The organism is Pseudomonas sp. JC1203 (assembly GCF_056175065.1).
On sequence record NZ_JBWCAM010000005.1, the window covers coordinates 212597 to 235404 of the forward strand.

A 22808-nucleotide genomic window follows, 5' to 3' on the forward strand; every position below is an offset into this window, starting at 1 on the left:
GGCCGCGTCAGAGGCACTGCGTAGGGCCCTGACGCGGCCTGCGGCCGCTGCTACGGGTTTCAGGCGATGCCTTTGCCGGGCAGGCGCGCGCGGTCATGGGGCACGGTGAAATCCTGCGCCGGGCCCTTCGGCACCACCCCCGTCGGGTTTATGGTGGCGTGGCTTGCGTAGTAATGATGCTTGATGTGCTGGAAATCCACCGTCTGCGCCACTCCCGGCCACTGGTACAGCTCGCGCAACCAGTTCGACAGGTTCGGGTAATCGGCAATGCGCCGCAGGTTGCACTTGAAGTGCCCGTGGTACACCGCGTCAAACCGAATGATCGTGGTAAACAGGCGCACATCCGCTTCGGTCAGGTACTCACCGGCCAAATAGCGCTTCTCGGCCAGCAACCGCTCAAGCCGGTCCAATTCCGCGAACACATCATCGAACGCCGCCTCATAGGCTGACTGCGACGTGGCAAAGCCTGCGCGATACACGCCATTGTTCACCGCCGGGTAAATCGCCTCGTTCAGCGCGTCGATAGTGCCTCGCAGCGCCTCGGAGTACAGGTCCAGGGTGTTGCCGGTCAGGTCGTTGAACGCGCTGTTAAACATGCGGATGATCTCCGCCGATTCGTTGCTGACGATGCGCCCCAGCTTTTTGTCCCACAGCACCGGCACAGTCACGCGCCCGGTGTAGTCCGGCGTCTCGGCCGTATAGCGTTGGTGCATGTATTGCAGGTCGTCGAGCTTGTCGCCGGTGGAGCCCAGCGCTTTGTCGAAGGTCCAGCCGTTCTCGCGCATCAGCCAGCTGACCACCGACACGTCGATCAGGCTTTCCAGGCCCTTGAGCTGCCGCACGATGAGTGTGCGGTGCGCCCAAGGGCAGGCCAGCGACACGTACAAGTGGTAGCGGCCAGCTTCGGCCTTGAAGCCACCTTCGCCGCTGGGGCCGGGGCGGCCGTCGGCGGTCACCCAGTTGCGGCGCTTGGCCGCTTCACGCTGGAAGGCGCCATCTTTGGCGCTTTCGTACCACTGGTCATGCCAGCGTCCTTCGATCAACAGGCCCATGTGCTGGACTCCTCGCAAACTCTATAAGCGTTGGAGCCCAGTGTACGGCCGTCAGTTCGAATAAATAGCGCAAAAAACCCGACGAACCTATCGGTTAAATCGATCTGTCGCGGGCGGCCCAGTACTCACGGGCCTTGGCGAAGGCTTCATCGCGGGTCTGGCCCAAGCCACGCAGGGCTAGGGCCATGGTCGATATCAGCGCCATCTCGCCATAGCTGTCCTCGGCCTCGCCGCGCCACACCGCCAGCAGGTGCGCAGGCTCCAGGGTGGCCGGTTTCACGTGGCGTTGCGCCGCCAGCTGCGGCCACTCTTCATCCCAGCTCTGGCCGCCGGTGGTGCCGTACAAGTGGCTGGGGCTGTCGGGGTTGACCTCGATCTCGCCGCCATCGCCCTTGATCACGATGGCGTGGTCGCCCAGCAGCCCGCTGGCATCGCGGTGCACCGCCTGGTAGCCGGGGTGGAAAATGCTCTGCAGGCCGCAGCGCGCGCCCAGCGGGTTGAGAATGCGCGCCAGCGAATGGATCGGCGAGCGCAGGCCCAAGGTGTTGCGCAGGTCGATCATGCGCTGCAGCTGTGGCGCCCAGTCCACCAGCGGCGCGAACGCCAGGCCGTGGCTGTCCAGCGCCGTGCCCACTGCGTCCCAGCCGCGCGCCAGGGGAATGCCCAGCGTGCCCAGCAGTTGCTCGGTGTACAGCCGGCCTGCGGTGTGCGCGCCACCGCCATGCATCAGGATGCGCACGCCGTTGCCGGCCAGGCATTTGGCCGCCAGCAGGTACCAGGGCAGGTGGCGTTTCTTGCCGGCGTAGCTGGGCCAGTCGATATCCACGGCCAGGGCGGGGGCCTTGAGGCGTGCGCGCAGGGCCTCGGTGAAACCGGCCAGCTCTTCAGCGCTTTCCTCTTTATGCCGCAGCAACATCAGGAAGGCGCCCAGCTGGGCTTCTTCCACCTGTTCATCTAGCAGCATGCCCATGGCCTCGCGGGCTTCCTCGCGGGTCAGGTTGCGCGCGCCGCGCTTGCCCTTGCCCAAGGCGCGAACGAATTGGGCGAACGGGTGTTCGGCAGGGGTTTCCAGCAGCAGGGCGGGGTAGTCGGTCATATGCAATTGGTCGGCTTGGGCAGGCCCGCCAGCTTGGCGGCAAGTTTGGCGGGAGTGCCGTTGAACAGGCGGTTCAGGTGCGGGCTGTTGCCTTTCTCGGCGCCCAGCTTCAGCGCCGTATATTTGATCAGCGGCCGCGTGGCCGGGGACAGCTGGTACTCCTGGTAGAACTGGCGCAATACCTCCAGCACCTCCCAGTGTTCGGCCGTCAGGGCAATGTCTTCCCGCGCGGCCAAGGCTTCGGCAACGGGTTTCGACCACTCGGTCAAATCTTCCAGAAAGCCGTTCTGGTCCAGCGCAATCGCACGGCCTTCTACAATCAGTTCACTCATAGCCAGGTGTTGACCTTGTCAAAATCGAGGGTGAGCTGCACAAAGCCCGGGTAATCCACCACCTGCGCCGCGCCATTAATGATGGCGCGCGCCTGCACATCCTCGTCCAGGGCGTACACGCGGCCTGGCAGGTGCGCCAGGCTGTCATTGAGCAACGCGTACACCGCGTCGCCGGTCAGCAGCAGGGCATCATCAGCACCCAGCAGGCGCAGGCAGCTGGCCAGGCGGTTGTCGCCGAAAGGCGAGTGGGACAACACATGCAAAGTAGCCATCAGAGGGTAATCACCTGATCAAAACGGTCGACAAGGGCGGCCACGGCGGCGTCTTCCAGCACCTCGGCGGCAAGGCTCAAGCCGTCGGCGGCCAGGCCGCGTTCGCGCAGGCTGCTGCCCGCCACGAACAGCTCGTCCACGCCAAACATGGGCAGCGCCTGCAGGTTGGCGGTCAGGTCTTTCTGCTGCACCTGCGCCGGCTGCTGGCCTGGCAGCAACTGAAACACGCCGTCGTCGAGAAACAGCATGGCCAACGGCAGATCGAACGCGCCGCCAGCCAAAGCGATGTCCAGCGCCTCGCGCGGGCCCGGGCCCGACCACGGCGCCTGGCGGCTGATAATCAACAAGGACTTGGCCATGTCACTGCCCTCCAAAGGTCACGAGGCGGTCGGCCAGCTGGGCCGCTTCATGCAGTTGCCCCAGCCCGGACAAATCCCACGGCGCCGGCAGGTTGGCTGCGGGGCGGTTCCAGCGTTTGGCTTCGGCCTCGTTGAGCACGCCACGGCGCAGGGCGGCAGCAATGCACACCACCGCGTCCAACTGGCGCTCGGTAATGAAGGCACGCCATTGGGCGGCCACGTCCAGCTCATCCTGCGGGGCAACGACGTTGCCCGAGGCGCTGTGTACCCCGTCCTGATAGAAGAACAGGCGGACGATTTCATGGCCGCCCGCCAGCGCCGCCTCGGCAAACCGCAGGGCGCGGCGCGAGGAGGGCGCATGGGCGGGGGAAAATACAGCGATGGCGAACTTCATGGCGCGGCTCTATCAGCAAATCTGCCGGAATGATAAAGCCTGCACGCGAAAAAAGCCCGCCGCACCCGCCTCAGCGGGCGCTGTTGTCACGCAGTTCCGGCAGGAACCAGTTCAGCACCAGGGCGCAGATGCCACCGGTGGCCACGCCCGACTCCAGCACGTTGCGCAGTGCCGACGGCATGTGCGCCAGGAACTCCGGCACCTGCGCCACGCCCAGGCCCAAGGCCAGGGACACGGCAATGATCAGCAGCGCACGACGGTCCAGGTGAATGCTCGCCAGAATATTGATGCCCGAAGCCGCCACGGCACCAAACATCACCATGGCCGCGCCACCCAGCACTGGCTCCGGTACGGCCTGGATCACACCGGCCACCGACGGGAACAGCCCCAGAATCACCAGCATGCCGGCGATCCACACGCCAATGTGGCGGCTGGCAATGCCGGTCAGCTGAATCACGCCGTTGTTCTGGGCAAAGATCGAGCTTGGGAAGGTGTTGAACACGCCGGCCAGCAGCGAGTTCGCGCCGTTCACCAGCACGCCGCCCTTGATGCGTTGCATCCACACCGGGCCTTCCACCGGCTGTTTCGACACCTTGCTGGTGGCCGTCACGTCACCGATGGACTCCAGCGAGGTCACCAGGTAAATCACCAGCATGGGGATGAACAACGCCCACGAGAAGCCCAGGCCGAAGTGCAGCGGCACCGGCACCTGGAACACCGCGGCTTCATGCATGCCAGTGAAGTTCAAGCGGCCCATGTAACCCGCCAGGGCGTAACCCACCGCCAAGGCAATGACGATGGCGCAGCTGCGCATCCACACCACCGGCACACGGTTCAGCACCACGATAATCGCCAGTACCACACCCGACAGCAGCAGGTTGTCGCCGTTGGCGAACGTGCCATCGGCCATGGCCGAGAAACCACCGCCCATGCTGATCAGGCCGACCTTGATCAGCGTCAGGCCAATCATCAGCACCACGATGCCGGTCACCAGCGGGGTGATCAGCCGCTTCACGAACGGCAGGATGCGCGAAATGCCCATCTCCACGAACGAGCCGGCAATCACCACGCCGAAAATCGCTGCCATCACGCCTTCAACCGGCGTGCCCTGCTTCACCATCAGCGCGCCACCGGCAATCAGCGGCCCGACAAAGTTGAAGCTGGTGCCCTGCACAATCAACAACCCCGCGCCAAACGGCCCGAAGCGTTTGCACTGCACAAAGGTGGCGATACCGGAAATGACCAGCGACATCGACACGATCAGGTTGGTGTCATGGGGCGACACCCCCAGCGCCTGGCAAATCAACAGCCCCGGCGTCACGATCGGAACAATGATCGCCAGCAAATGCTGCAGCGCAGCCAGCAGGGCAATCAACGGGCGGGGGCGATCTTCCAGCCCCAGCACCAGGTCTTGGCTAGGGGGCGGGGAGGGCTGTTGATGAACAGTCATGGCAGGGCCTTGGCGAAAAAAGAGCGCAATTCTACGGATAAGCACCCCACAAGGCCACTACCGTTGCGCAGCCCCTTTTGCCGCCCTGCGGCGCCATGACGCGGCCTGGCGGCCGCTGCTGTTGAAGGGCACGAAAAAGCCCGCCGAAGCGGGCTTTTTCAACACAACCACTCAATCAGTCGTCACGGCTCATCAGGCCGAACAGTTGCAGCAGGCTGACAAACAGGTTGTAGATCGAAACATACAGGCTGATGGTCGCCATGATGTAGTTCCGCTCACCGCCCTGGATGATCGCGCTGGTCTGGAACAGGATGCACGCCGACGAGAACAGCACGAAGCCTGCGCTGATGGCCAGCTGCAGCCCGCTGATCTGGAAGAACATGCCGGCAACGGTCGCACCCAGCAGCACGAAGAAGCCTGCGGTGATGAAACCACCCAGGAAGCTCATGTCCTTGCGGGTGATCAACACGTAGGCCGACAGGCCGCCAAACACCAGCGCCGTCATGGCAAACGCCGAGCTGACCACCTCGGCACCGCCCTGCATGTGCAGGTAACGGTTGAGGATAGGGCCCAGCAGGTAACCCATGAAACCGGTCAGGGCGAAGGTGGACACCAGGCCCCAGGCCGAGTCACGCAGCTTGGTGGTGAGGAAGAACAGGCCGTAGAAGCCGATCAGCACCACGAAAATGTTCGGGTAGCCCACGTGCATCTGCTGCGACACGTAAGCGGTCACGGCGCTGAAGGCCAGGGTCATGGCGAGCAAACCGTAAGTGTTGCGCAGGACCTTGCTGACCTCTAGCTGGTCGGCCTGCTGCCTGCTATTGACTGCGTAATCCTGTTCGCGCATGGCGAGACTCCTTTGGGTTGAAAACCGCGTTTGAAACGTTCAGATGCAAAGATCATAACAGACCTGCTGCAATGGCCCATGAAGAGAGTTTGACAGTGTGTTTCAATCGGGTATTATGCACGCCGCAACAAGCTGGAAGCGTGGCCGAGTGGTTTAAGGCAACGGTCTTGAAAACCGTCGATGGGCAACTATCCTAGAGTTCGAATCTCTACGCTTCCGCCACACATTCTTCGTTAGAGCCCTGATTATTCAGGGCTTTTTCGTTTCTGGCTCGCGACGATATCCTGTTGCCTAGCCGTGGTTTTTCAATTCCTCCTGACGCTTCTCTTGCCGTTATACGAAGGCTGTCCATATGGGTACGGTTGCCTCCGATGTGGCGCAATAAATAGCGCAACCAGTCCCGTTAAACTGATCGATTAGCTTGCTATGCATTGTGTGAGGAAGTTGTCAAGGTGAATTTGACAATCCTCCTTGACTTCGACAGACTCGCGCCTCATTTTTATCCCCGGCAGTGTTCTGGTCTGGAAGACCGAGGAGGGCTTGGAATGCCAAAATGCGTAGACGTGGCTGACTACTTTCTTTCCCTCTCGGGGGATGGTGAGGGCATGTCCAACCTGAAAGTTCAAAAGCTGGTCTATTACGCTCAGGGATTTAGTCTCGCGTTGCTCGGGCGCCCGATTTTCGACGAGCGAATTGAAGCCTGGATGCATGGGCCGGTGGCCCCCGCCCTTTATCGCGAATTCAGCAAATTTGGTGCCCAGCCAATTCCATTGGCGGGAGACTTCGACCCATCGGTTTTTTCCCCTGAGCAAATGCAGTTGCTGGACGAGGTGTTCGACAATTACGGCCATTATTCAGCATGGCAACTTCGTCAGTTAACGCATGATGAGGATCCGTGGAGGAACAACTACCTGGAAGGCGCGCTGAGTCGAGAGATTCCTCTCGATGAAATGCAAGAGTACTTCAAGCAAAATCTCGTCAACTGATCCATGGCGAGGATCAAGGTTAGATCGCCGCAAGCTCCGAAGATAAAGCCGCGCAACCCCCCTCCCGAGCCACAAGATACTGATTCGAAGCCACCTGTCTTCTCTTTCGAATTCCTGCAGCCAGGCTGGTGTATCCAGGATTGCCAACAAGAGGAGCGGTCCAAAATGCTGGACAAGCTTCGAAGGTTGAGCCGTCTATCCTGGCAGGAGATCCGTCAGCAGGGTCGGCATGCATTGGGTACGGAGAAGATCGCCCAAGGGAGCATCAAGGCGGCACTTCCTGGCTTCCTTACAGCTGACGTGAACCTGATCGCCTTCAGGGCCTACGATAAAGTTGCGATGGTCGGATACAAAAATGGCAGGATTTTCCATGTGATTTGGATCGATCGAGCTTTTAATTTGTACAACCATGGCTAAGTCGCCAGGGGGAAATGTGGAGCACGTGACGGCGCTGAGGGGGTAAGGCCTAAAGGTACGGAAAGGCGCACAACCCTTTGAAAAATTTGATAATTATTGGGCGTGCGCAGAACTTTTATTTTCATTCTGGTCTATCTGATGAGGTTCGTGTCGTAGTCGACACATTTGGAGGTGTGTCGTCACAAGGCCATCCCAAATTTCAGTTCTTATCAGAGGCATGCCTGAACGATGAAATGTTACAGCCCCCCGATGATGTTCGCAGCGCTGCTGGCACTGATCACTACGTGTGGTGCTTCCGCAACCCAAATGACGGCTCCCCTGGCCCAACCGCAGTCCCATCCACCTGCGCACACAACGCCAGCCCAAGCACCAGCCAACCCCTGGCCAAGCCTTGCCAGCCTGGGCGCTCAACAGCAAGCCCCACTGCTGGCCTACGACGACCACTACCGCCATGACGGCCGCTGGCATTCGCGCCGCGAAGAAGCGCGCCGAGCCGAGTGGCGTCGCGAGCAGGCCCGCCGGGAAGCCGAGCGTCGCCGCCAGTGGGAGCGTCATCACCACCATCGCCGCTAGGGCCGGCTTGACCGCTGCGTTCATACCGGGGATGGTCGAGGGGGGGATCAGCCAGGTCCACCTCGAAAATCTTGTCGTACGGAGGAGCGGATGCAGCGGATTGGCGTGCTAGGCGTGGGCGAGTTGACAGAGAAGTTCGTCATTGGTCTGCGCCGCAGTGGCTTCCAGGGTGAAATCAGGCTTTCCCCTCGTAATCAGGCGCGGGCCGCCATGCTGGCGGCCTCGTGGGGCTGCCAGGTCATGGCGTCCAATCAGTCGGTTGTCGATGAGGCCGATATCCTTATCCTGGGTGTCAGGCCGGATGCGGTAGCGCTTGTTGCGCAAGAGGTGCGCGTGCCGCCGGGTGTGCTGCTGGTGTCCCTCGTTGCCGGCATGAAAACCGCAGCGCTGGCGCCGCTGTTCGATGGGGCAGTGGTGGTGCGGGCGATGCTCTCGTATGCCGCCCAGATCAATCAGTCCACCGTGGTATTGACCCCCGCCAACCCCGAGGCCGAACCGCTGCTGAAGCGTCTGGGCACATTGGTGGTGCTGGACAGCGAGGCGCACTTCGAGCTCGCCACGGTGACTGCCTGCATGAATGGCTGGTTCTATTTCTTCTTGCACGACCTGCAGCAGTGGCTCGTGACGCAAGGCATTGCACCGGAACAGGCGCTGCAACTGGTGACGGGCAACATGCAGGATTGCCTTGCCGTTATTCAGGCCAATCCGGGGCACAGCGTTGAGGCGCTGGGCACTGCGATTGCCACGCCTGGCACCTATACGGCAGCAGGGCTGGAAGTGCTCAGGCAACAGCAGTCAAGCGGCGCGTGGCTAGCCGCGAGTGAGAAGGTTCTCCGACGTTTGACGGATGACTAGGGCTGCTACACCTCAAGCGATTCGTACCACTGCGCATAGGGGCTGTTGGCGACCTGTCGGCGGTTGAAGTCCGGGCTGCCGTCGCTTCACCACACCGGCCCTCGCTCGCCCAGCGCAATTTTTGCCTTGTTCACGGCAGCCCGCGCTGCTGACAAGTCACTTGCCGCACCTGCCTTTTTCGCAGCCTTAACGGCTCGCCTGGCCGTCATGAGGTCGGCTACAAGGCGGCTGCGCGTTGCGTCGTCCAGGGTGGGGTTGCTGCAACGCCACAGTTGTTGCCGAACCACGAAATAGCGGCCATCAGGTGTGATGGGGTGCATGGCAGCGGCGCCCGTTAATGCGATGCTCCCAAAAATTGCAGCACTCGGGTTGGCTGCACGGCCTGGCGTGTGACGGGTACGCGCCGGCGGATAATACGCAGCATGCCCCAAAGCATTGCCAAGGCAATCGCCAGCCAGGCTGCGATCATGCTGAAGATAGTCATTGAAAGGCTCATGCCTGCCTCCTCTGGTTTCTCGTCGTCATGTGCTCTCCTTGATTGACCTGCCGAGCTTCGGGGGATTCCATTTTTTCGTCTGGGGTGCCCAAGGATGAAGCTTGGGCGGAAATCGTTGAGCAGAAATGTAGTTGGTTGCTATCTGTATGTCTATACAGTATTGGCTTTCGATTAAATCTGTCATGTTTTCTGTCGGATTGGTCGTTCACCCACGCATTGCCACCCGCGACAGCCGTGCCAATACCGCACAGGCCCTGTATCCTCGGCAGCGTTATCGAGCCGCCTCCTTTTGCCAGGAATGCAGGCGTTCAGCTCAAGGAGACGTTGATGAGCATCAAAATCGAGGCGGTGATCGCCCGTAAAATTGGCTTTGCCTCGCACCAAAACGCAGTACCTCTGTTGCGCGAGCTGAATATGAGCAGTGGGGGCGATGCCCCTCGACAAGGTCTTGTACTCAGCCTCACGACCGATCCCGAGTTTGTCGAACCCCGCACCTGGCATATTGACCGCATTAATCCCGGTGATCGCCTGACGGTCAGCGACCGCGATATCAAACTCAATGCCGGTTACCTGGCAGGGTTGAGCGAGAGTCTGGGCGCCGAAGTCGTCCTTCGGTTATGCCAAGGTGATGAATTGATCACTGAAGTGCGTATGCCGACGGAGTTGCTGGCGCGGGCGGAGTGGGGTGGCCTGAGCGCCATGCCGGAGCTGCTGCCTGCATTCTGCCTGCCTAACGACCCGGCCGTGGACCGTGTGCTGAAGGCTGCTTCCGAGGTGTTGCGAAGGGCTGGCAAGAAAGACGGCATCGATGGTTATGAAGGCAAATCACGCACCCGGGTCTGGGAGCTGGCTTCAGCAATCTGGTCAGGTGTGTGCAGCTTCAGGCTCAGCTATGCGCTTCCACCAGCCAGCTTCGAGCAGCAAGGACAGAAGATTCGTTCGCCCAGCCAGATTTTGGAGAACGGCGTAGCCACGTGCCTGGACAGCGCGTTGCTGTTTGCTGCAGCACTGGAGCAAGCGGGGCTGAACCCGCTGCTGATCATGACCAAGGGGCATGCCTTCACTGGCGTCTGGCTTCAGCCCCAGGAATTCTCGCAGCTGTTGACGGATGAGGCTTCGGCGGTCCGTAAACGCATCGATCTAAAGGAGCTCGTCGCATTCGAAACCACCCTGGCGACGCAGTCGCCGTTTGCGGGCTTCAGCCATGCGGTTTCGACGGCCCAAGGCCAGCTTGATGATGAACAATTCATCATGGCGATCGATATCCACCGCGCGCGCATGCAAAAGATTCGCCCTTTGGCTGCCAGTGTGCCGGTGCAGGATACTTCGGTTGCCCCAGGGCAGGCGCCTCGGCAAACCGAAACATTGGAAGACGCCCCAGCACTGCCGGGCTTCGACGTCGAGGTCGATGTGCAACCCGTCGGCACTGCAGGCAAGCTCGTTCTGTGGCAACGCAAGTTGCTCGACCTCACTACGCGTAACCGCCTCTTGCACCTTCCGGACAGTGCGAAGGGGATTCGGCTGGTGTGTGCCGACCCGGCAACGCTTGAAGATCTGTTGGCCGGTGGCAAGCGTATCAGAGTGGTGCCGGTGCCGGATCTGGGTGTCGGTGGTCGTGATGCCGCTTTGTATGAACAGCAAAACCGGGAGAGCCTGCTGGAGGAGGTAGCCCGCCAAGCCCTGGACCGTGGCGAGGTGCTCGCGAGCCTGGAAAAGACCAAACTGGATGCCACCTTGGTCGAACTCTATCGAAAGGCGCGTACCGACCTCGAAGAGGGTGGTGCCAACACATTGTTTCTTGCCATCGGCTTCTTGAAATGGAAGAAAAGTGCAGATGATCCCAAGACTTATTCTGCGCCGCTGGTGCTGTTACCGGTAAAGCTGGAGCGCAAAAGTGCGCTGTCGGGCGTGACGCTGAGCATGCTCGACGAAGAACCACGTTTCAACCTGACGCTGCTCGAACTCCTGAGGCACGACTTTGAATTGGTGATTCCAGGGCTTGACGGTGAGTTACCCGCTGATGAAAGCGGGATCGACGTTGCTGCTATCTGGAACATGGTGCGCCGCGCCGTGCGTGATGTACCGGGTTTCGAGGTGGTTGCCGACGTAGTGTTGGGGACCTTTTCGTTTGCCAAATACCTGATGTGGAAAGACCTCGCCGCACACTCCGCCCAGCTGATGCAAAGCCCCATGGTCAAACACTTGCTGGAGCGTGTTGCGGGTGGCGGGGGCTTGGGGGGAAGCGATGAGTTTCCCCGCCCCGAGCAGCTGGATAGTACTGTGACGCCCGCGCAGTTGTTCACGCCGCTGCCTGCGGACTCATCGCAGCTGGCGGCGGTTGTTGCATCGGCAGGCAACCATAGTTTTGTTCTCGATGGCCCTCCCGGTACAGGCAAGTCGCAGACTATCGCCAACATGATTGCGCAAAATCTGGCGGTGGGGCGCCGAGTTCTGTTCGTGGCAGAAAAGCGCGCGGCGTTGGAAGTGGTGTATCGACGTTTGGCGGAAAAGGGCTTGGGAGAGTTCTGTCTTGAGCTTCATTCGAGCAAGGCCTCGAAGGTTGAAGTGCTCAAGCAGCTCGATCGTGCCTGGGACGTTCGCGATACATTGACCGCTGAAGAGTGGGCGCGTGAAGCCGGGCGCTTACAGACGCTTCGTTCTCGCCTGAATCAGGTGGTCGAAGTGTTGCACCGGCGGCATGCCAACGGCCTTTCTCTACACCAGGCCATTGGCCGGGTGGTGCGCGACCACGACACTACCACGCCAAGACTGCAATGGCCGGAGGGGACTGAGCATGACGCGGCGCACTATGAAACGTTGCAAGACCTCGCGCGTCGCCTCGGCCTGAATGGCGGCGCAGCCAGGGACTTGGCCCCAGCTTTTGCGGGCCTGGCGCAAACACAGTGGTCCAACGCCTGGCAGTCACAGATAGCAGCGTGCGCGCGTGATGTGCCTGTGGCTCTGGATGCTCTCAACGAGGCCTGCGATCGATTGCTGGCGCTCACCAATGTATCGGTGGCACGCACTGAGGCCGTTCATTTCCAGCACATAGCGGCGCTGGCTTCGCTGCTGGTCAAATGCCACGGAGTAAATCTGGCGTTCGCATTCGCGCCGGATGCTCAGGCACGTATTGGTGCTGCACGTCGTGCTTGTGGGCTGATTGATCAATACAAAGCGTTGGAGCAAGCCCTGTCGGTCGGCTACGCCGAGGAGGCTTGCCGTCGTGTCCCGATTGAGGAGGTTGAGGCAGCCTGGCAAGAGGCATCGGGCAAGTTCTGGTTCTTTGCTTCGCTCGCTAAAAAGAAAGTTGCCAAGCGCCTGGCGGCGCTCGGCGGTACAACCGAGTTCCCGGATACTCTCCAGGACCTTGGGTTGTTCAAGCAGCAGCGGGCGCTTTTGGCCGAGCTGGACGGCCTCGGTGCTGACCTGCAGTCCCTCCCCGGCTGGCAGGGCGTCAAGAGCGACAGCGGCCGGTTGGCTCAGGCCGCGACGTTGGCGGAGCAGTTGCGAAGCAGCATCAGCACGCTGGCCGAATCACCAGACGCGCTGATCTCGTTGCGTGGGGCCATCCAACGGGTGGTCGTGGACGCCAACGAACTCTTGGGGCCGGATACCCAGATCGGCATTGCTACTGCCGCGTTGCAGCGTGCGCATAGCCGGTACGAAGAGGTATCGGGTCAGTTCAGTGCTTTGGCAGTGGCAAAAACCGAAGCTGTTTCGACCATCAGCCACCTTCGGGATACGTCCATCAAGGTCGCGAGCCAGGAAGGTCAACTGAAGGCCTGGTGTGACTGGTGTCGTGTTAAAGAGCAGGCCAACGAAGCAGGGCTGGGCTCCATCGCCAGTGCACTGGAGCAGGGCAGCTTGGCACCTTCTGCTGCGATTGACGCCTTCCAGACAGCCTATGCCCATTGGTTTGCAACACAGGGTATCGACAGTGAGCCCCTGTTGCGCACCTTCGTTGCTGCCGAGCACATGAGTGACATTGCCACGTTCAGTCAGCTTGATGACGAACTGGGCAAGCTCACCGTGCGCTACATCCGCGCTAAATTGTGTGGGCAGATCCCCTCCAAGAATGACGTGGCAAAAAGCAGCGGCTTCGGGACGCTCAAGCATGAATTACAGAAATCCCGTCGCCACAAGCCTGTTCGGCAGTTGGCGATCGAGATGGGCGATGCGCTGAACCGGCTGGCGCCTTGCATGCTGATGAGCCCGCTGTCGATCGCGCAATTCCTGCCGGCAGACCTGCCGCCGTTTGACCTCGTCATCTTCGATGAGGCTTCGCAAATAGCGCCGTGGGACGCCATCGGCTCCATTGCTCGCGGCAAACAGGTCATCATTGCTGGTGACCCCCGGCAAATGCCGCCTACCAACTTTTTCAACCGTGGCGCGAACGCTGCGGATGACGATACTGCAGAGGACATGGAAAGCATCCTTGACGAGTGCCTGGGGGCAGGGGTGCCGAGCCACAGCCTCAGTTGGCACTACCGCAGCCGCCACGAAAGCCTGATTGCGTTTTCCAACCATCGCTACTACGACAGCAACCTCATCACCTTCCCGGCAGCGGAAACACGCGCGAGCGCGGTGGAGTGGCGTCGAGTGGATGGCACCTACGCCAAGGGTAAAGGCCGGTATAACCAGGCCGAAGCAGAAGCGATCGTGAAAGAGACGGTAAAACGGTTGACCGACCCAGCGTTCGTCGCAGCTGGGCATACGATCGGCATCATCACGCTCAACTCGGACCAGCAAAGGCTGATCAACGATTTGCTTGATGCCGCCCGGGCGCAATACCCGCAAATCGAACCGTTCTTCCAGGAAACCCGGACGGAACCGGTGGTGGTCAAAAACCTGGAGACCGTTCAAGGTGACGAGCGTGACGTGATCATGCTCGGCATCGGCTATGGTCCCACGGAGGCAGGTGCGCTGACCATGTCGATGAATTTTGGCCCGCTCAACAAAGACGGTGGATGGCGGCGTTTGAATGTGGCAATCACCCGCTCGCGCCGCGAGATGCTGGTGTTCTCCTCGTTTGATCCATCCATGATCGACCTCAACCGCACCAACGCCCGCGCAGTTCGGGACCTCAAGCATTTCATCGAGTTTGCCCAGCGCGGGCCCAAGGCGCTTGCCGAGGCCGTGCAGGGTTCGGTTGGTAGTTACGACTCACCTTTCGAGGAGGCGGTGGCACAAGGTTTGAGGCGTTTGGGCTGGCAGGTTGTCCCTCAGATTGGTGTGTCCCGGTTCCGAATTGACCTGGGCATCGTTCACCCGGACCGTCCCGGAGATTATCTGGCAGGCATTGAGTGCGATGGCGCCACCTACCACAGCGCCGCAACCGCCAGGGACCGGGACAAGGTGCGGGCGGCCATCCTGCGCGGGTTGGGCTGGAGCCTGGTCCGTCTGTGGTCCACTGACTGGTGGGTCGATAAGGAAGGGGCGTTGCAACGCCTGCATACCTCGCTGAACCAACTGTTGGATGCATCGCGCGTGACGCCTGGGGTTGTTGCGGCCGCTGATCAGCTACCGCTCGAGGTATTGATAGATTTCCCCGTCGCCTGTGAAACGGACGAGGCGCTTTCGGAGCAGGCGGTGAATGAGCCTGCCGCCCAGCCCCTCGCGGCCTCCGAGCTTCGCATTGCTCGCGCAGCCAACGCGGGCGGTGCAATGACGCCACAACGCGGCGAGTATCGGGTTGCGGACCTTTCCTCGCTTGTCGCGCTGATCGAGGCCGATCAGTTTCATCAACCGGCGTATGTCACCGTCTTGAAGCAGATCATTGCGGAGGTACTGCGTCAGGAAGCGCCGATGCTCGATGCAGTGCTGGTGCAACGTGTTGCTCGCGCCCATGGTTTCCAACGGTCTGGGCGGCTTATCCGCGACCGTGTCCTTGATCTCGCGGAGCAGCACCATCATGTGCAGGTCACGGGAGCGGAAGAAGCATTCATCTGGTGTTCGCAGTCGGATATCGCCACCTGGTCGACTTGCCGCGTGCCCGCTTCAGACGCAGACAGCCGCTCGATAGAGGAGATCGCGGCTGAAGAGCTTCGTATCGCCGCGGCGCTTATTGATGGTGGGGACCCTGCGCTGGAGGTAGCGCGGTTGATGGGGGTTAAAAGGTTGACGGCACCCGCGCGCGAGCGCCTTGGCCGCATTCTGGGAGCGTAGATATTCGCTTGCGATGATGGTTTGCCAACAAGCACGTTAAAGGATGAGACAGTGCATAAATTCGTCTGGTCGTTGATTCTGGTTATCGTGGCCTGGAAGGCCACGCCGCATATTCAAGGGTGGTTAGCCCCTGCATCGTCAGCGTCTGGCAATGCGACTCAACCGGTCTCGTACCCAGCGAGTAGCCATGTTCAGCCCCAGACGCTTTTCAGTTGCGATGGGCGCACCTACTGCTCGCAGATGAGCTCTTGCGCGGAATCAAAGTTCTTCCTCACCCACTGTCCAGGCACCAAAATGGACGGTGATAACGACGGTATCCCGTGCGAATCCCAGTGGTGTCAGTGAGCTGCCGCCACATCGCGTCACCCCATCACAACCAACGCCACAACCGGCTCCAGAACCCCCGCTCCAGATCATTCTTGCACCCCGCATACTGCTGCGCATACATCTGCGAACGGGCCTGCACCTTGCCCGCTACCGCCGGCAGCCAGGCCTTGCTGGCATAGGTGCGCTGGCGGTAGCCGCCCCAGCCCTCGTGGTAATTCAGGTACTGGTCGTACGCGTCGTACTTGGCCACGCCATTGATGGTGTAGGTCTTGTCCATGTACCAGCCCACGAAGTCGATGGCGTCGTCGAAGTCCTTGCGGCTGGCGCCGCTGTGGCCGGTGCTTTTGCGGTAGTCGTTCCAGCCTTCGTCCTTGGCCTGGGCGTAGCCGGCGGCGGTGCTCACGCGGCCCCAGGGGATAATCCACAACAGGTATTTGCGCGGCGCCCTGGCGTCCTGCCGGAACCCCGACTCCTGGTACATGATGGCGAACGGCACCTGGATAGGCACGCCCCAGCGCTGCTGGGTGGTCTTGGCGGCGTCGTACCAGCTGTCCTTTTCACGGAAGATGCCGCAGATGTCGTCCGGTGTGCGCGGCGGCGAGACGCTGCACGCGGCCAGGCATGAGGTGAGAAATAAAAGTCCTGCGGCTTTGCCAGTGCTCATTGGGCATCCGTTCAATACGCGTAAAAAGCCGCAATTCTACGCACTGGGCTCGGTGGGTGGCGATATGTCATCGCCGCACGTGCCCGCCGCACCGGCTCAACATGCGCAGGCAACGCCATCGGCGGCGGCCGAAACGTTGGTGCCGTGCAACGCCAGCCCTTCGTCGAGCCAGCCGGTAACGCCCCCCAGCATTTCCTTTACCGGGTAGCCCAGGCCCGCCAGGCGAATGGCCGCCCGGTGAACGCCATTGCAGTGGGGGCCGGCGCAATATACGACGAAGAGGGTGTCAGGCGGGTACTCCGCCATGCGGGCAGCAGTGATGGTGCGGGTGGGGATATTGATCGCCCCGGGCACGTGGGCCTGGGCGAATACTTTGTTGCCCCTGACATCGACCAGCACATAGCCCGGGTTGCGAAGCTGCTGGCTTTGGTGCACATCGGAGCAATCGGTCTCGAAGGCCATGCGCCGGCTGAAGTGCAGCAGCGCCTGCGCAGGGCTGGCGGCGGGAATTTGCGTGATCAAGCTGGTCATGGGCAACGCTCCTGGTGTGAAAGTGGGCCCATTGTAGGAAGCCGCCCGGTGCCGCTACAGTGGCGTATTCGACAGTGAACGGTAGTTTTCCGCCAATGTTAGATTCCCCTGGTTTAGTCGCCGTGCTGGCCTACGACGGGCTGTGCACCTTCGAATTCGGCATTGCGGTGGAGATCTTCGGTCTGCCGCGGCCCGAGTTCGAATTTCCCTGGTACCAGCATCGCATCGTCGGTGTGGACCCCGGCCCCATGCGCGCGTCTGGCGGCATGCAGGTGGTGGCCGATTTCGGCCTGGCGTCCCTCGTGGATGCCCGCACCATTATTATCCCGGGCTGGCGTGATCGGCACGAACGCCCTCCGCAGGCATTGCTGGACGCCTTGTGCAGCGCCTATCAACGTGGCGCCCGGCTGCTGTCGATCTGCTCTGGTGTGTTCGTGCTGGCCGCCGCTGGGCTGCTGGACGGCAAGCGTGCGACCACCCACTGGCGGTACACGGATGAACTCGCCACGCGCTACCCCGAGGTGGAGGTGGACCCGGAGGTGCTGTACGTCGACAGCGGCCAATTGATCACCTCCGCCGGCAGCGCCGCAGGTATCGACGCTTGCCTGCACCTGGTGGGCCGGGACTATGGCACCCATGTCGCCAACACCGTTGCCAGGCGCCTGGTGATGGCGCCGCAGCGCCCGGGCGGGCAGATGCAGTTCATACCCGCGCCCGTCGCCCTCAAGCCCCGCGACGAACTGGCAGCGGTGCTGGAGTGGGCGCGCCGGCATCTGGATCGGTCGTTGGCGGTGAAGGACCTGGCGGACAAGGCGCTGATGAGCGAGCGCACCTTTCTGCGCCGCTTCAAGCAAGTCACTGGCGTGGCGCCGAAGGCCTGGCTGCTGCAAGTGCGCATGAACCTTGCGCGCGACTTGCTGGAAAGCAGTGCCCTGAGCAACGAACAAATCGCCGGGCGTTGTGGTTTCGCCTCGGCAGAGAGTTTTCGTGCGGCGTTTCGCAAGGCCGTGGGGTTGGCGCCCATGACGTACCGCGGGCAATTTGGCGGTGGTTGATGCGTTGGTGTCATGCGTCGTGATTGCTTCTTGCGCTGCCCATGACGCGGCCTGGCGGCCACTGCTACAGGGGTTGCGCTGCGACGGCAGCAACAACTAGCTAAGCAAGTTAGTTATATGGTAGCTTGCTGCAACGTAGCCCTCGCCGAATCCGGACAGCCCCACGCATGCAGCATCCCCCGAACGAAGATCCCCGCACCCTGCAAATCGCCCATGACCCCCTGGGCCAGCAACTGCAGGAGATCGCCATCCTCACCCGTGCAGCCGCCAGCCACTTGGCCGCCACGCTGGGCATCAACCAGACAGACATGGCAGCCCTGGAGCACATGATCACCGACGGCGCCCTGGCGCCCACCGAGCTTGCCGCGCGCCTGTCAGTGACCACCGCCGGCATCACCCAGGTCATCGACCGGCTGGTGCGCGCCGGGCACGTGGTGCGCCAGCGGCAGCTCGACGACAAGCGTCGGGTGCTGGTGTGCCCGGTACACGCGTCGGTGGCGCAAGCGTATCGGCACATCTCGCCCATGCTCACCGGCTTGAGTACCTTGCTGGGCGGGCTCGATGGCCGCGACCGCACGGTGATCGAGGCCTTCCTTGGCCAGGTGATCGGCGTCTACCGCAGCACGCTGCCAGGCCAGGCGCCTGCCACCCCTGAACACCAGGACGCATGATGAAAACGCAGAAAATACTCGTCACCGGGGCAAGCATCGCCGGGCCGGCGCTGGCGTACTGGCTGGCGCGGCAAGGCATGGACGTGACGGTGGTGGAGAGGGCGCCTGCGTTCCGCGATGGCGGGCAAACCATCGACGTGCGCGGCGCAGGGCGCACGGTGGTGCAGTGCATGGGGCTGGAGGCGCTGATCCGCGCGAACACCACTGCAGAGCAGGGCATCGCCTTCGTTGACCAGGCCAACCACACCAAAGCGTTCATCGGCGTGGATGCCTTCGACGGCAAGGGGCCCATTGCCGAGTTGGAGATTCTGCGCGGCGAGCTGGCCAAGCTGTTGATCCAGCACAGCCAGGCGCGCGTCGCCTACCGCTTTGGCGACAGCATTGAACGCCTGTTGGATGACGGCGAAAAGGTGCATGTGCGTTTCGCCCAGGGGGCCGAGCAGGCCTACGATCTGGTGCTGGTGGCCGAAGGCATTGGTTCGACAACCCGCAACCAGGTGTTTGGCGACGAAGTGCAGCGCCGGCCGTTGAATCTCTACACCGCCTATTTCACCGTGCCGTGGCAGCCCAGCGATGGCCAGGTAATGCGTTGGTACAACATCCCAGGCGGCCGCTGCGTGTGCCTGCGCCCGGACAACCTGGGCACCACGCGCGCCTTCCTGTCGTTCCAGCAGGCGCCCAGTGGCTACGAGAAGCTTGCGCCGGGCGAACAGAAGGCCCTGCTCGAACAACTGTTCGCCGGCGCCGGCTGGGAGACGCCCCGCGTGCTTGCCGCGTTGGCGGATACGCCCGACCTCTACTTGGAAAGCGTGGGCCAGGTGCAAATGCCGCGCTGGAGCAAGGGGCGTATAGCGCTGGTGGGTGACGCCGCCTACTGTGCATCGCCCATCAGTGGCATGGGCACCAGCCTGGGCCTGAGCGGTGCCTACGTGCTGGCCGGCGAACTGGGGCGCCACGCCCGCCACGCCCAGGCATTTGCGGCGTACGAAGCATTGATGCGGCCCTACGTTGCGCAAGCGCAAAGCGTGCCCGCATTCGCCCCCCGGCTGGCATCGCCGCATTCGCGCCTCGGCATTGCAGCAGGGCACGCGGTGCTGCGGCTGGCGACCTTGCCGGGCTTCAAACGCCTCTTCGGCAAAGTTCTTTCGCCGAAGGCAGACGCCATCGAGTTGCCGAACTACCCGTTCCCAGGCGCGCCGGGTGATGGTCTTGGCTAAGCCGCCAATGGGCATTCCGGGCGGTGGCGGACGATTGCGCAAGCGAAGTCATTGGGGTTACGCCTCACCCTCCTGGTACAGAAACCTGCGCATGGCCTCAGCCGTTTCCCCCGCGCTGGTGGCCACGAAAAAATGCCCCTCACCCCGCAGCATATGCACCTGCGCATCGCCAATGGCGCGTCGCAGGACCGTTGCGTTGTAAGGCCGCACCAGGGTGTCGCTGTCGCCAGCCAGTATCAGCGTGCGCTGGCGCAGGCGGTGCAAGCGCAGCAGGCTGGTCCAGCCCGTCAAGGCGGCTAGCTGGTAGTAATAGGCGCGCGGGTTGGCGGTGAGCATGCCTTTCGCCACGCCGACGCGCATCAGGGTTTGCAGTGAATTGCGTGAACGCCCCTGTGCGCCGCCGTTGTTCACGCCAAGAAAGCCGAGGATGTCGGCCGGCTTCACCAACATCGCCGGCCCGGCCGAAGTGGCCGCCAGAATCAGCCGGCGCACCTTGCCGGGGTAGCGCAGGGCGAATTCCTGGGCCAACGCGCCGCCCCAGCTCACGCCGAACACATCGACCTGTTCAAAACCCAGCTGCCGGAGCATCTCGGCTATCACGTCGGCATGGCCGGGCAGGCGCAACGGCCAGCGCGGCGCCTGCGACTGGCCGACCCCTGGCACGTCGAGGGTGATGGTGGTGTGGTCCGGCAGCGCGTCGCGCAGGGGGTCGAAGGTCGGCATCAAGCCGCCCAGGCCATTGAGCAACAGCAGCGGTGCGCCTTGGCCGCGTATGGAAACGTTCAATTGCAAGCCGTTGACGGTGAGTGTTTGCGTTGTCATGCGTAAGGTGCCCCTGGTCATTCCCTGACCGCCCGTGACCGCAAGCAATCAATTCATCCCTACACCATAGCCGTCATACACGCGGGTGCCGTTGAAACGCGCTGTCGAGATAATTTCCTCCCCGGTTCCGCAGCTGCCACGGAGGGAAGTGGCATACTGGCGCGGTAAGCCGTCCTGTCAGCAATGAGCGTGTATGCACCCCGAACATCTTGACCTGTCCAGCCCCCTGTTCCTGCCCGTCACCGAGGAGACCTGCGCACGCCTGCTGTCCGACGACGGTGCGGCCGGGCTTGCGTCCCTCAGCAACCCGGAGCTGGCCGCGGTGCTGGTCATCCAGAACCTGGCCCAGGCCGCGGAAAAGGACCTCAACCCCGTGGCGGCAGAGAAGGTGCTGGCCCGGCTGATCGGCTGGGCAGCCGTTGCAAAGGCGCCGGCAGGGCTGTTGGCCGAGGCGCAGCGGCTGTTCGACCAGGGCAAGCTGTATTTCGGCCTTGATGCCATCAAGCACCTGCCACTGCGCTTTCTGGAGGCCGACGAGGTAGCGGCGCAGGCGTACCTGTTGCCAGGCGGCGAATGGGACGCCGGCTTCTGCGTGCGCCATCACAAGGCCAACAACCCTTACCGCGAGCACGTGGTCACCCCGCGGCACCGCGAACGCTGGCTCAGCGACGCCCAGGACAAGCTGGTGCGCACCTTCCGCGCCAACCTTGATGAAGACCTGCATGTGCAGGGTTACGCCGGCGTCGGCAAGAGCCACCTGCTGGGCGCCTTGCTGGAATTTCTGCGCCCCGAGGCCACTCTGGTGCTGGCGCGCACCAAAAGCAAACTCGAAGTGCTGCGCCAGCACATGGGCGGCGAGCGCGACCGGAAAGCCGGCGCCACGTTCGAGGGCTTCGCCTATGCGCTGTTGAAGCGCTCACGGTTTGCTGCGCCGGCCAAGCCCGCCCGGTTGCCGACCAAACAGGCACTGGCGGTGGAGCTGAACATCCTCGGGTTTCGTGGCTACGACGCCCAGGCCACCCTCAACCTTTGCCTCAAGGTGCTGGAGCGCTATTGCAGCTCCCGGGACTACAGCCTGGGCGCCGCGCACCTGCCGCATTTCCAGTTGGCGCTGAGCAGTGTCGACACCAACGTGCTGCTCGAATACTCCAGCCGCCTGTGGGGCTACCTCGACACCACGCCTGCGTGGGCGGGGCAGGGGGACTTCGCCACGCTGTTGATGATCAAGCGCGCCAGCCTGGCGGACTGCCTGGTGCCGGCGCGCTTTACCCACGTGCTGATCGACGAAAGCCAGGACATTCCGGCGTCGCTGCTGCAAATCATCGAGCGCGGCAAGCAGGTGCTCATCACCCTTGGCGACGAATACCAGCAGGTGAAGGGCGCGACCGTGCGGCGCACCCGCGAAGTGCGCCGCAGTGACCTCAGTTATTCGGTACGTTCGGGGCGCAACGTCGAGCGGCTGGTGAACCCGCTCATTTCCCGGCACTCGGCCAAGAGCAAGGTGTATTTCGAGGGTGCCCGCAACGCCGACGTGGGCGTGGAGCACTACCCGCAAGGCTTCGTGCCGCCCGAAGGTTGTGCGGTGCTGACCGCGTCGCGCTGGGACACCATGAAGTGGGCGATGCAGCTGGACGAGGCCCGCTGTGGCTTTGGCCTGCCGGACAAGAAAGCGCAAGAAGACCTGCACCTGTTCATGACCACCGCCATCGCCCGCTTCAAGCCCGGTTACTACAGCCTCGACCACACCGACAAGGGCGCCCACGAAGACTTCAGCGAGCTGCTGGACTGGCGGCAGGTGCGCGAGGCCAACCAGTACGATGAGTCATTCCTGTGGGTGGAAGCGGCGCTGCAAAAGGGCTTCAACCTGGCCGACATCACCCGCCTGAACCGCCTGCAGGGCCAAGCGGGCAAGGGTTGCCTGCTGATGATGGCGCAGGAGGCGGGCGGCATGGAGTTCAACCGTGTGCTGCTGACGCCCGAGCTGCTGACCACGGTGAAGTTCAAGGATGCCTACGCCTTTGACGAGCGCATCTGCGCGGTGTACATCGCCATTTCACGCGCCCGGCAGCAGCTGTACATCCCCTTCGACGTGGTGGAGTGGGTGGAGTACCACAAGGAACAGAAGTTTCGCGAGTTTCACGGCTATTGATGGCCCGGCACTCCCCGTAGCGGCACCTGTCTTGACGGAGATTACGGCATCCGTCTCTGTAGCCGCTGCCTCAGGCTG

22 protein-coding genes, 1 tRNA gene and 1 pseudogene are annotated in these 22808 nt (G+C 62.2%); 11 read left to right on the forward strand and 13 right to left on the reverse strand.

Annotated elements, in window-relative coordinates; all coding sequences use genetic code 11:
- Window positions 1-59 precede the first annotated feature (59 nt).
- The 8 genes from AC0SZ7_RS10165 to AC0SZ7_RS10200 all read right to left on the reverse strand — a co-directional run bounded on the left by AC0SZ7_RS10165 (window position 60) and on the right by AC0SZ7_RS10200 (window position 5802).
- Window positions 60-1052, reverse strand: a complete 993-nt coding sequence (locus AC0SZ7_RS10165; RefSeq protein ID WP_475504276.1) for a glutathione S-transferase family protein — start codon at window positions 1050-1052, stop codon at window positions 60-62.
- 94 nt (window positions 1053-1146) lie between these two features.
- On the reverse strand, window positions 1147-2148 hold the full coding sequence (locus AC0SZ7_RS10170) for a glycosyl transferase family protein (protein WP_475504277.1): 1002 nt from the start codon (window positions 2146-2148) through the stop codon (window positions 1147-1149).
- Window positions 2145-2480 carry a TusE/DsrC/DsvC family sulfur relay protein gene (locus tag AC0SZ7_RS10175; protein WP_475504278.1) on the reverse strand — a complete coding sequence of 112 codons (336 nt, stop codon included), beginning with the start codon at window positions 2478-2480 and terminating at the stop codon, window positions 2145-2147. Before AC0SZ7_RS10175 ends, AC0SZ7_RS10170 begins: the two co-directional genes overlap by 4 nt.
- The gene (gene tusB / locus AC0SZ7_RS10180) at window positions 2477-2752 is read right to left on the reverse strand and encodes a sulfurtransferase complex subunit TusB (RefSeq protein WP_475504279.1); all 276 of its coding nucleotides are present in this window, start codon (window positions 2750-2752) and stop codon (window positions 2477-2479) included. Before tusB ends, AC0SZ7_RS10175 begins: the two co-directional genes overlap by 4 nt.
- Window positions 2752-3111 carry a sulfurtransferase complex subunit TusC gene (gene tusC / locus AC0SZ7_RS10185; RefSeq protein WP_475504280.1) on the reverse strand — a complete coding sequence of 120 codons (360 nt, stop codon included), beginning with the start codon at window positions 3109-3111 and terminating at the stop codon, window positions 2752-2754. Before tusC ends, tusB begins: the two co-directional genes overlap by 1 nt.
- Window position 3112: 1 nt before the next feature.
- On the reverse strand, window positions 3113-3505 hold the full coding sequence (gene tusD / locus AC0SZ7_RS10190) for a sulfurtransferase complex subunit TusD (protein ID WP_475504281.1): 393 nt from the start codon (window positions 3503-3505) through the stop codon (window positions 3113-3115).
- 70 nt (window positions 3506-3575) lie between these two features.
- Window positions 3576-4955 (reverse strand): nucleobase:cation symporter-2 family protein, encoded by a 1380-nt coding sequence (locus AC0SZ7_RS10195; RefSeq protein WP_475504282.1) that lies wholly within the window; start codon window positions 4953-4955, stop codon window positions 3576-3578.
- 175 nt (window positions 4956-5130) lie between these two features.
- Entirely contained in the window at window positions 5131-5802 is a 672-nt protein-coding gene (locus AC0SZ7_RS10200) for a Bax inhibitor-1/YccA family protein (protein ID WP_475504283.1), read from the reverse strand.
- A gap of 134 nt (window positions 5803-5936) precedes the next feature.
- Between AC0SZ7_RS10200 and AC0SZ7_RS10205 the strand changes: the two genes are divergently transcribed.
- From AC0SZ7_RS10205 to AC0SZ7_RS10225, 5 genes are all read left to right on the forward strand, one after another.
- Window positions 5937-6024: transfer RNA gene (locus tag AC0SZ7_RS10205), tRNA-Ser, on the forward strand.
- 383 nt (window positions 6025-6407) lie between these two features.
- A complete protein-coding gene (locus tag AC0SZ7_RS10210; protein ID WP_475504284.1) occupies window positions 6408-6788 on the forward strand; it encodes a Panacea domain-containing protein in 381 nt (126 codons plus the stop codon).
- Window positions 6789-6953: 165 nt separating this feature from the next.
- Entirely contained in the window at window positions 6954-7205 is a 252-nt protein-coding gene (locus AC0SZ7_RS10215) for a hypothetical protein (protein ID WP_475504285.1), read from the forward strand.
- A 306-nt stretch (window positions 7206-7511) separates the two neighbouring features.
- Window positions 7512-7778 carry a hypothetical protein gene (locus AC0SZ7_RS10220; protein ID WP_475504286.1) on the forward strand — a complete coding sequence of 89 codons (267 nt, stop codon included), beginning with the start codon at window positions 7512-7514 and terminating at the stop codon, window positions 7776-7778.
- A 90-nt stretch (window positions 7779-7868) separates the two neighbouring features.
- Window positions 7869-8633 carry an NAD(P)-binding domain-containing protein gene (locus AC0SZ7_RS10225; protein WP_475504287.1) on the forward strand — a complete coding sequence of 255 codons (765 nt, stop codon included), beginning with the start codon at window positions 7869-7871 and terminating at the stop codon, window positions 8631-8633.
- A gap of 5 nt (window positions 8634-8638) precedes the next feature.
- Here AC0SZ7_RS10225 and AC0SZ7_RS10230 read toward each other — a convergent pair.
- Window positions 8639-8953, reverse strand: a pseudogene (locus AC0SZ7_RS10230) (hypothetical protein).
- Between the two features lie 14 nt (window positions 8954-8967).
- Window positions 8968-9129 (reverse strand): hypothetical protein, encoded by a 162-nt coding sequence (locus AC0SZ7_RS10235; RefSeq protein ID WP_475504288.1) that lies wholly within the window; start codon window positions 9127-9129, stop codon window positions 8968-8970.
- Between the two features lie 327 nt (window positions 9130-9456).
- Here AC0SZ7_RS10235 and AC0SZ7_RS10240 point away from each other — a divergent pair, with 327 nt between their 5' ends.
- On the forward strand, window positions 9457-15294 hold the full coding sequence (locus AC0SZ7_RS10240) for a DUF3320 domain-containing protein (protein ID WP_475504289.1): 5838 nt from the start codon (window positions 9457-9459) through the stop codon (window positions 15292-15294).
- Between the two features lie 72 nt (window positions 15295-15366).
- The gene (locus AC0SZ7_RS10245) at window positions 15367-15639 is read left to right on the forward strand and encodes an excalibur calcium-binding domain-containing protein (RefSeq protein WP_475504375.1); all 273 of its coding nucleotides are present in this window, start codon (window positions 15367-15369) and stop codon (window positions 15637-15639) included.
- 25 nt (window positions 15640-15664) lie between these two features.
- Here the strand turns inward: AC0SZ7_RS10245 and AC0SZ7_RS10250 are convergent, their stop codons facing one another.
- Together AC0SZ7_RS10250 and AC0SZ7_RS10255 are read right to left on the reverse strand one after the other, a co-directional pair.
- Window positions 15665-16285 (reverse strand): transglycosylase SLT domain-containing protein, encoded by a 621-nt coding sequence (locus AC0SZ7_RS10250; protein WP_475504290.1) that lies wholly within the window; start codon window positions 16283-16285, stop codon window positions 15665-15667.
- A gap of 96 nt (window positions 16286-16381) precedes the next feature.
- A complete protein-coding gene (locus AC0SZ7_RS10255; RefSeq protein WP_475504291.1) occupies window positions 16382-16816 on the reverse strand; it encodes a rhodanese-like domain-containing protein in 435 nt (144 codons plus the stop codon).
- A 95-nt stretch (window positions 16817-16911) separates the two neighbouring features.
- Here AC0SZ7_RS10255 and ftrA point away from each other — a divergent pair, with 95 nt between their 5' ends.
- The 3 genes from ftrA to AC0SZ7_RS10270 all read left to right on the forward strand — a co-directional run bounded on the left by ftrA (window position 16912) and on the right by AC0SZ7_RS10270 (window position 19759).
- A complete protein-coding gene (ftrA, locus tag AC0SZ7_RS10260; protein WP_475504292.1) occupies window positions 16912-17871 on the forward strand; it encodes a transcriptional regulator FtrA in 960 nt (319 codons plus the stop codon).
- Between the two features lie 167 nt (window positions 17872-18038).
- The gene (locus tag AC0SZ7_RS10265) at window positions 18039-18542 is read left to right on the forward strand and encodes a MarR family winged helix-turn-helix transcriptional regulator (RefSeq protein ID WP_475504293.1); all 504 of its coding nucleotides are present in this window, start codon (window positions 18039-18041) and stop codon (window positions 18540-18542) included.
- Window positions 18542-19759: an FAD-dependent monooxygenase gene (locus AC0SZ7_RS10270; protein WP_475504294.1), complete on the forward strand. Its 1218-nt coding sequence runs from the start codon at window positions 18542-18544 to the stop codon at window positions 19757-19759. The genes AC0SZ7_RS10265 and AC0SZ7_RS10270 overlap by 1 nt, the downstream gene beginning before the upstream one ends.
- Window positions 19760-19816: 57 nt before the next feature.
- Here the strand turns inward: AC0SZ7_RS10270 and AC0SZ7_RS10275 are convergent, their stop codons facing one another.
- Window positions 19817-20581, reverse strand: coding sequence for an alpha/beta fold hydrolase (locus AC0SZ7_RS10275; protein WP_475504295.1), 765 nt, complete (start codon window positions 20579-20581; stop codon window positions 19817-19819).
- A gap of 193 nt (window positions 20582-20774) precedes the next feature.
- On the opposite strand from AC0SZ7_RS10275, the gene AC0SZ7_RS10280 reads away from it, so the two are divergent.
- On the forward strand, window positions 20775-22730 hold the full coding sequence (locus AC0SZ7_RS10280; RefSeq protein WP_475504296.1) for a hypothetical protein: 1956 nt from the start codon (window positions 20775-20777) through the stop codon (window positions 22728-22730).
- Window positions 22731-22808: the final 78 nt, after the last annotated feature.